The 6929-nt window shown below is 40.4% G+C and carries 11 protein-coding genes; all 11 read right to left on the reverse strand.

All coding sequences use genetic code 11. The features are described from left to right. Positions 1 to 1710: tape measure protein (locus tag Q9Q35_RS07485; protein ID WP_304652815.1), on the reverse strand; the 1710-nt coding region annotated here is incomplete at its 3' end. Between the two features lie 4 nt (positions 1711 to 1714). After that, positions 1715 to 2359, reverse strand: coding sequence for a Gp15 family bacteriophage protein (locus Q9Q35_RS07490; RefSeq protein ID WP_112286346.1), 645 nt, complete (start codon positions 2357 to 2359; stop codon positions 1715 to 1717). A 5-nt stretch (positions 2360 to 2364) separates the two neighbouring features. Continuing rightward, complete coding sequence (locus Q9Q35_RS07495) at positions 2365 to 2823, reverse strand: hypothetical protein (protein ID WP_112286345.1); 459 nt, start codon at positions 2821 to 2823, stop codon at positions 2365 to 2367. 52 nt (positions 2824 to 2875) lie between these two features. Next, positions 2876 to 3439 (reverse strand): phage tail tube protein, encoded by a 564-nt coding sequence (locus Q9Q35_RS07500; protein WP_112195504.1) that lies wholly within the window; start codon positions 3437 to 3439, stop codon positions 2876 to 2878. A 15-nt stretch (positions 3440 to 3454) separates the two neighbouring features. Then, entirely contained in the window at positions 3455 to 3853 is a 399-nt protein-coding gene (locus Q9Q35_RS07505) for a capsid protein (RefSeq protein ID WP_304652816.1), read from the reverse strand. Next, positions 3853 to 4209, reverse strand: a complete 357-nt coding sequence (locus Q9Q35_RS07510) for a minor capsid protein (protein ID WP_112195508.1) — start codon at positions 4207 to 4209, stop codon at positions 3853 to 3855. Before Q9Q35_RS07510 ends, Q9Q35_RS07505 begins: the two co-directional genes overlap by 1 nt. Next, positions 4209 to 4574 (reverse strand): putative minor capsid protein, encoded by a 366-nt coding sequence (locus Q9Q35_RS07515; protein ID WP_112195510.1) that lies wholly within the window; start codon positions 4572 to 4574, stop codon positions 4209 to 4211. Before Q9Q35_RS07515 ends, Q9Q35_RS07510 begins: the two co-directional genes overlap by 1 nt. Further along, a complete protein-coding gene (locus Q9Q35_RS07520; RefSeq protein ID WP_112195512.1) occupies positions 4568 to 4957 on the reverse strand; it encodes a hypothetical protein in 390 nt (129 codons plus the stop codon). Before Q9Q35_RS07520 ends, Q9Q35_RS07515 begins: the two co-directional genes overlap by 7 nt. 16 nt (positions 4958 to 4973) lie before the next feature. Continuing rightward, on the reverse strand, positions 4974 to 5849 hold the full coding sequence (locus tag Q9Q35_RS07525; RefSeq protein ID WP_112195514.1) for a capsid protein: 876 nt from the start codon (positions 5847 to 5849) through the stop codon (positions 4974 to 4976). An 11-nt stretch (positions 5850 to 5860) separates the two neighbouring features. Then, a complete protein-coding gene (locus Q9Q35_RS07530; protein ID WP_160192575.1) occupies positions 5861 to 6439 on the reverse strand; it encodes a phage scaffolding protein in 579 nt (192 codons plus the stop codon). A gap of 111 nt (positions 6440 to 6550) precedes the next feature. Next, the gene (locus Q9Q35_RS07535; RefSeq protein ID WP_112286343.1) at positions 6551 to 6778 is read right to left on the reverse strand and encodes a hypothetical protein; all 228 of its coding nucleotides are present in this window, start codon (positions 6776 to 6778) and stop codon (positions 6551 to 6553) included. Between the last annotated feature and the right edge of the window lie 151 nt (positions 6779 to 6929).

A 6929-nucleotide genomic window follows, 5' to 3' on the forward strand; every position in this document is an offset into this window, starting at 1 on the left:
CGCACTTACTACTGGCTTAACAAAGCTCAAAACTGTATTCAAAGCCTGCGATACAGTTGAAAAGATCCGAGCTACACCGCTAAAATCTAGCTTACCTTTCGCTTTATCAGCTTCATCACCCGTTAAACCTAAGCCTTTTGCCAACCCTTTGACAAGGTCAACAGCAAGTGAAAAAGCCCCACCTGTGATCACGCCTAAAAGACCACCAATAGCCTGTTCAATAGGCTTGATCGCATCCATGACTCGATCAAAGCTCTTTTTAAAACTCTCGACATTTTGAGTGATCTCTTTATTATTCAACACACCCGCCACGTTAACTTTGAAACTCGTCGCAAACATAGATAAAGTGTTGCCGATCGCTCCAAAAACTCCAGAAAAGACACCAGCAAGCGTATCAATAACTTTCTTGTTATTCTCGATCGTCTTTGTGATCTTGCCAAACGTATCTTGCACAATGTTGCCAAAACCATTGATAGGTCCAGTAATACGATCCTTACCAAACGCATCGATGACGTTTTTCATACCGTCAACGACTGCAGCTTGTAAGTTACCGATCGCACCTTCAAAAGTTTTGGTAGACTCAGCGGCTTTTTTAGCTCCGTCAGTTTGGCCAAGTTTCATCAAAGCATCACTAAACTCTTGAGCTGTGATCTCACCATTAGCCATAGCATCGCGGAAATCGCCAGTATATGCGCCAGCGTCTTTCATAGCTTTTTGAAGCACGCCAGACGCACCCGGAATAGCATCAGCAAGTTGGTTCCAGTTTTCAGTAGTCAACTTACCAGCACCAGCCGTTTGCGTAAGCATCAGAGCAACTGATTTAAATGTCTCAGCGTTACCACCAGCTTGAGCATTCAAGTTACCCGCCGCTTCTGTCAGCCCCATATAGTCCTTAATACCGTTAGCGGCTAACTGAGCAGTCGTATTAGCGATGTCATCTAGTCCATAGACTGTCTTATTAGCATAGTCCATAACTTGATCAGATGTCTTTTTGATCTCATCTTCGCCAAAGCCACCAAGTTGCATTGTCGATCTAAATTTGTCCATCGCATCTGAAGCGTTAGCCCCTTCAACGACAACATCTTTTAGACCGTCTACTAACATTGTGATCCCATTTAAAGCAGCACCACCAAGAAATGAACCAGCTACAATAGTTTTTAAGCGAGTAAAACCTGTTTCAGTGCTTTCAGACTCTTTCTTAATAGCTCTTAGCTTGTCGCTTGCATTATCATTTAGCTGGACTTCGGTCAATATCTTTTTAGGTAGCTTGTTTAGCAAAGCTTCATAGTCGATGACTTCGCCTTTTTGTGCTTGTGCTAAGATCTCAGTACGTGTCTTCTTTGGAACTCGTTTTAAAAGGGTCGTAAAGTCGTCTATGCCGGCCTTTTTAGCGTCTGCGTCTAACTTTACTTTTTGTTCTTTAGGTAGCTTACGCAAGCTCGTGATGATCTTCTGCGTGCCTTTTTGCGCATCGCTATCATCGACTTTAGGAGTGATCGTAGCTGTTGGCTTCTTTAGTTCAGCGTCAACGTCTTTTTTGACGTCTTTTGCTTCATTCACAACATTACTTGACGCTTTTTTAAAGTCGCTATCCATTTCGCTACCTGCGCCATTACCAAGTTTTTTCAACAAGCTCTCTGCTAGCTGCATATCGCTCTTAAACTTATCGAGTGGCATATCGATATCGATCGTAACAACACCATCAGCCATCTAATCACTTCCTTTCTTGTTGATGTTTAGCCATGTTATAAAAGCCGCTAAAAGCAGCGTCTGCACGTTGCTCTTGCGCTTGAACGTTGAACTGCTGTCCTAATGAAAAATGATCCTTAGCTTCTTGCAACGAGTTCAGTGCTTCACCTTCTAGCCCATCAAGCGATCTGCGTCTTATATCGATAATACGCATGATGTAAGTATCTTCGCTTAAGCCATTAAACAAAGCTTTGAACTCATCCCAGTGCAAACGCTCATTTGCTGGCTTATACAACTCACGAGCTAAATTAATGTTGTAGCACTGCACGAAACTAGCAAATATCGCTTCCGCATCTTTCGTGTACGAGTAGTACTTAATAGACTCCATCTCATTTCCTGCGATATCTTTTTCAGGTTCTGACGATCCATACGACTGCTGACCAATATATTTGATCAGTGCGTCAGTTCCAGTGATCACAAAATCTGGATCAAGTGGCGCATCATCTTCAAAAAACATCTTGAAAGCTGTCAAAAATTTATGATCGTTGTCAAGTACTTCATCGTCGAGCATTTCATAGAATCTAAGCACGTTATCAAATGCTAAGTTGACCGCATAAAACTTGCCGCGGTATTCAATCGATCGGTTTAATTTTTCGGTCAAACTGATCATCTATATCACTTCCGTTTTTTGCGCTTGTTCTTGGTATAAAGACTCATACGATCGTTTTGCTTCTTTTCTTCCTTTTGTTTTTCTTTAATTGAATCGGTATAGATCTTGCGAAGTTCTCCAATCAAATAAGATAAAGCAACTGTCTTTCGACCTAACCGTTCATATAAACGGTGACCTTCGTTTTGGCCTAGTAATTCATCTAATGTTGACATCATTTTCTTGTTGATCTCGTTAAACATATTGCTGATGATTTCTTTACGTCCATCAGCACCGATCTCAGCAAATTTTTCTTCACTGATATCTCCTAATTCAGCAAAATATGTCGCAAGTTCAGCTTGCAATTCGGTCAATCGTTTAAACATTTCGTCATCGATTGTGATCGGATATACTTTGCCAGCAATACGAACTTCTGCTTTTGTAGTGTTATCAATAAGTGCGTCTAAGTTAATTTGTTTTACAGCCATTTTAAATTCCTCCATTTTCGTCTCACATCTCTCGTCTCTGTCGCTTTATTGATTAGTCAGTTGAACCAGTGACTTGATCACTAAGTTTGAACAAACCATCTTCGTCGCCTGCGACAACTTTAGGTTTGCCGTTTGGGATCACAGGTTCGCCGTTCATCCCCAAAACAAAACTAAATGTTTGCTTTGCGTTAGCGTTACCGCCACTTGCAACGATCGTCATGATAGTTACATGTGCTACGATCATTTCACCAGTCGAATTGATCCATAACATACGTGTCTTAAGAGCTTCACCGACGGCAAATTCTTTGCCTGCAACAAAGTCTTGAGCTTTATCGCCGTAAACGCGATGCCCAGAAAAAGACCATTGCGGACGCTTACCAGTGATGTCATTAGATCCGTAAGCGCCACCGTCGTAGTAAGCATCGTTGTTCGCTGTTTCGTTTCCAGCCGGTGTTACACTAGCGATTCCTTTTGCCAAGCGGGCCCACTTTGCGTCGGTAACATCAGCTAGATTGTCACCACCAGTAACATCGATATAGTATTGATTAGTTGAGTTCAGTAAAAATCCGTCGCTCACAGGTTCAGAGTTAGCGACTTTTGTAGTAGTAATTGCCATGTTAATACCTCCTAATTATTTATTGAATGTGTCAACTACAACTTGAAAATCAAGCACATAAAACGCTACTCCTGCAGGATCAGCAGAAATAATGTGTGGGAACGATGTCAGTTGTAGTGTGTTAAAAATAAAACTATTGTCTTGACTGACAACAGAAAAATCATGATCGCCAAGCAATTCAGCAATTAAAAAAAGGCACTGATTGATCAGAGCCTCATCGTCGGAACGCATAGCGATCTCAAAATTGAATTGTTCAGTCTTGTTACCTTCGTAGTCGCAGCTAATGACATTTGATCCTGGTAAAGAATAGATTCTCAATTCGGGAATTTTCTTGCCATTCATATAGCCACGCTTGATTGCAGTTGGCAGTTCAAGCTTGTTGATCACTTTTTGCAAAACACTTTCTAGATCCATCATTGTCCTCCTTTTTCCCAACCAACTATAAAGGCTCTCTTCCAGTCATTCATGTACAAAGACTTAGCCTTTAAATCCCATCGCTTGGTAGCAAGTGGGTGTTGATTTCGTGTGTAATTAACTACTGGACTACCATTGATAACACCGTAAAATTGAGCCCTTGCATACGGAGCTTGCCAACTGATGTGATTTTTAAACGTATGACCAGTATTGGACAAGTACCCACTTTTGAACGGAACAAATTGATCCATGTCAGCAGCTGCTTGATTGGTTGCATGATATAAAGCTGAGTCAAGCCTACTGGATGAACCCTTTTTATCAAATCCATCGCCATGAAAAGAAACTGTTACACTCATCACAACACCTCCAATTCATAACTATAAACACCGTTACTAAAAGGATCTTGATTGACAACGATATTGATGATCGTCCACTCTTTTCCGGCATATTTGATCTTATTGCCTACATCTTCTCTTGAAAGTTTTGGCATCGGATCAGTTACACCCGCAAACAAAAAGACAACTGCATTAGCCGTGATGACACGACTATTACCGTTGCCTGCGTATATCGTTTGCTCTTGTACGATCACATTATTTACCTGTGTTGCTTTCTCTGTTTTGATCGGTTTGCCCCAATCATCTGTTTCATCACTGACATTGCTCTCGATAAATTCTACTTTTTGGTTACACAATTGTTTGCTTATCCGTGGAATGTTTACCATGTTGATGCCACCCCACGATACAACAAACCGTAATGCGCTAAAAGTGTGTAGGCTTCACGACATAAGCCAGCAACGACCTTATTGGATACTTTATCTCCCGGCGTAAGTGATAACCGTCCGATCGACACACTCGAAAAGTTAGAGTTAGCCATATCATACGATGTTCCGCCACCGGCATTGATAAAATCTATTTGTTCACAGATTGCCCGCTTAAATGCTTGGGCTCGCAAACCGAACGTATCTTCTTCAATATTACGGATAACATAGAAGTCTCGAGTTGCGTTATCGATCATACGTTCAGCTTTTTTTGCAATTCTATCAAAATCATTAGTATCTACAGCGTCATACCCTAAACTTACGTAGTCTTCAAAACTAATATACACGGTTATCACCACCTAACTATTTTGACTTAGCTGGTTGTGTTGCCACATAAATAGCTTTCTTAGCGTTCTCAAAAATAACAGCATCATAGTAGCTTAAACCTTTGATCGTCCAACGATAGCCCGAGCGGTCATCTTCTGGCGAGATAACATCAATTGTGTTATATTTTACGATCGGTGCCACAGCAAATAATGGAACTGCCATGAAATTAACGTCATCTGTGATACTTAATCCTTGCAGACGTTGCTTAGGTACTGTCAAAATCGGTGTGCCTCCATCTAATTGAGCAACACGGCGATCGATACCGTTGATCGATTGTTGATTTACTGTAAACGACTTATTGACTCCGTCAGAGTTCTTCAATGCTTTATAGTAATCAGATGATACAAGCATGATCCATCCGCCCGGAATTTCGTTGTCAGTCATGTATTGTTCTACATCATCATAAGCTGCTAGTGCATTCTTGCTGTCGATACTATCCGTTACTAACTTACCACCATCAGTTGCTGTATCATATAGCTTTTGAGCCATGAATTTATCACGATGTGGCACTGTGATACGCTGTGTGTGTTCACGTACAACATTAGCTACTGTATATGCTCCATTTTCAGACATATCAAGCTGATCTAAGTCGTAACCGATCCATTCTTCTTTAGTGAGCTCAATCGTTTCTTTTGTGACGTTTACATTCTTACGTGTGTTGTCACCGTTACGTACATACGCTGTAGCGTCTGCAAAACCGTCCATCTTATTGATACGTACAGAACGTACACCTGTAAAATCCGATTCACTGATTGATTTTGCCCCACCTGTTAAAGGTTGCCAAATCTTAGAGTCAGCGTGAAATTCACTATCGATCTTTGCTAAATCTTTACTATCCAATACAATTCCCATTTTGTTTCCTCCTATTCGTTTGCCATGCGTTCAGCAATCTTAGAAATAATTGGATCTTTGCTAGCTTCTTTGCCATTGTCATTTCCAAGGCCTGCACCAACAACGATCCGTCCGTTTTGATGTGCTTTCTCATCTTCAAATAAAAAGGCATTATCTTTTTTGATCGCTTCGAGCTGATTATCAAAGCCATTCAACTTACCATCATCACCGATAGTAATATCATCTGCTTTTAGCAACGCTTGAACGGCAGTGACATTCTTTGCATTTGCATCTCTCAAAGCGTTTTGGATTTTGAATTCTTTAGCCTGTTTGGCAAGCTTAGCTTCGTAATCCTTTGACGCCGCCTTATTATCATCTTGAAGTTGCTTGATCTGATTTTGCAGTTCTTCGCTATCACCAGCAGACTTCTTGAGATCCTCAAGTTGTTTATCACGATCGGTAACTCGTTCTTTTAAACTATCACGTTCGCTAGTTAGTGATTGAACATCATTTTTTAAATCCGAAACAGTCTTACCATGCTCGGTCATTACTGACGTGATCTGTTCATCAGATAAGCCGTGTTCTTTTAAAAACTCTCTTGTTAATGCCATGCAAATCTCTCCTATCGTTTTTATTTTTCGTGGAACGCTCCACGAGATTGATTGCATAAAAAATAAGCCTTTTAACGACTTGCTCGGGTCGAGTGAATTGTGGGTACAACTTTATTCAGCTAACTCAATAAAGTCTATCTTGCCAAAGGGAATGTCATCATCTCCGTAAGATTTACTCCCAGTGTGATTGTAGATAATCATATCATACCCCCACGTTTCATAATCTACATCGACAATATACAACTTCTTCTTATCGCCATTCTTCATAGTAACAATGCACCATTTATGATAAAAAGCATCCATGACATCCCAAATATTGGTTTTTTTATCTATTTTCATCGTTTCTCATACTGCTATATAAAACGTGAACAAACGTAATCAAATATATCAAATGATTACATTTGAGAAAGAAATATAGCTTTTCCTTTCCTAATTTTATTTACTACCATCAACGCTAGTATTCCCATATCCTAACAAGAGGGTAATGACA

This window comes from uncultured Ligilactobacillus sp., assembly GCF_948826705.1.
Taxonomy (GTDB): Bacteria; Bacillota; Bacilli; order Lactobacillales; family Lactobacillaceae; genus Ligilactobacillus.

What these genes read in the sequence shown, in the direction of transcription:
- Q9Q35_RS07490 (WP_112286346.1), bottom strand. Translation starts at nt 2,359, where the DNA reads ATGATCAGTTTGACCGAAAAATTAAACCGATCGATTGAATACCGCGGC.
- Q9Q35_RS07495 (WP_112286345.1), bottom strand. Translation starts at nt 2,823, where the DNA reads ATGGCTGTAAAACAAATTAACTTAGACGCACTTATTGATAACACTACA.
- Q9Q35_RS07500 (WP_112195504.1), bottom strand. Translation starts at nt 3,439, where the DNA reads ATGGCAATTACTACTACAAAAGTCGCTAACTCTGAACCTGTGAGCGAC.
- Q9Q35_RS07505 (WP_304652816.1), bottom strand. Translation starts at nt 3,853, where the DNA reads ATGGATCTAGAAAGTGTTTTGCAAAAAGTGATCAACAAGCTTGAACTG.
- Q9Q35_RS07510 (WP_112195508.1), bottom strand. Translation starts at nt 4,209, where the DNA reads ATGAGTGTAACAGTTTCTTTTCATGGCGATGGATTTGATAAAAAGGGT.
- Q9Q35_RS07515 (WP_112195510.1), bottom strand. Translation starts at nt 4,574, where the DNA reads ATGGTAAACATTCCACGGATAAGCAAACAATTGTGTAACCAAAAAGTA.
- Q9Q35_RS07525 (WP_112195514.1), bottom strand. Translation starts at nt 5,849, where the DNA reads ATGGGAATTGTATTGGATAGTAAAGATTTAGCAAAGATCGATAGTGAA.
- Q9Q35_RS07530 (WP_160192575.1), bottom strand. Translation starts at nt 6,439, where the DNA reads ATGGCATTAACAAGAGAGTTTTTAAAAGAACACGGCTTATCTGATGAA.
- Q9Q35_RS07535 (WP_112286343.1), bottom strand. Translation starts at nt 6,778, where the DNA reads ATGAAAATAGATAAAAAAACCAATATTTGGGATGTCATGGATGCTTTT.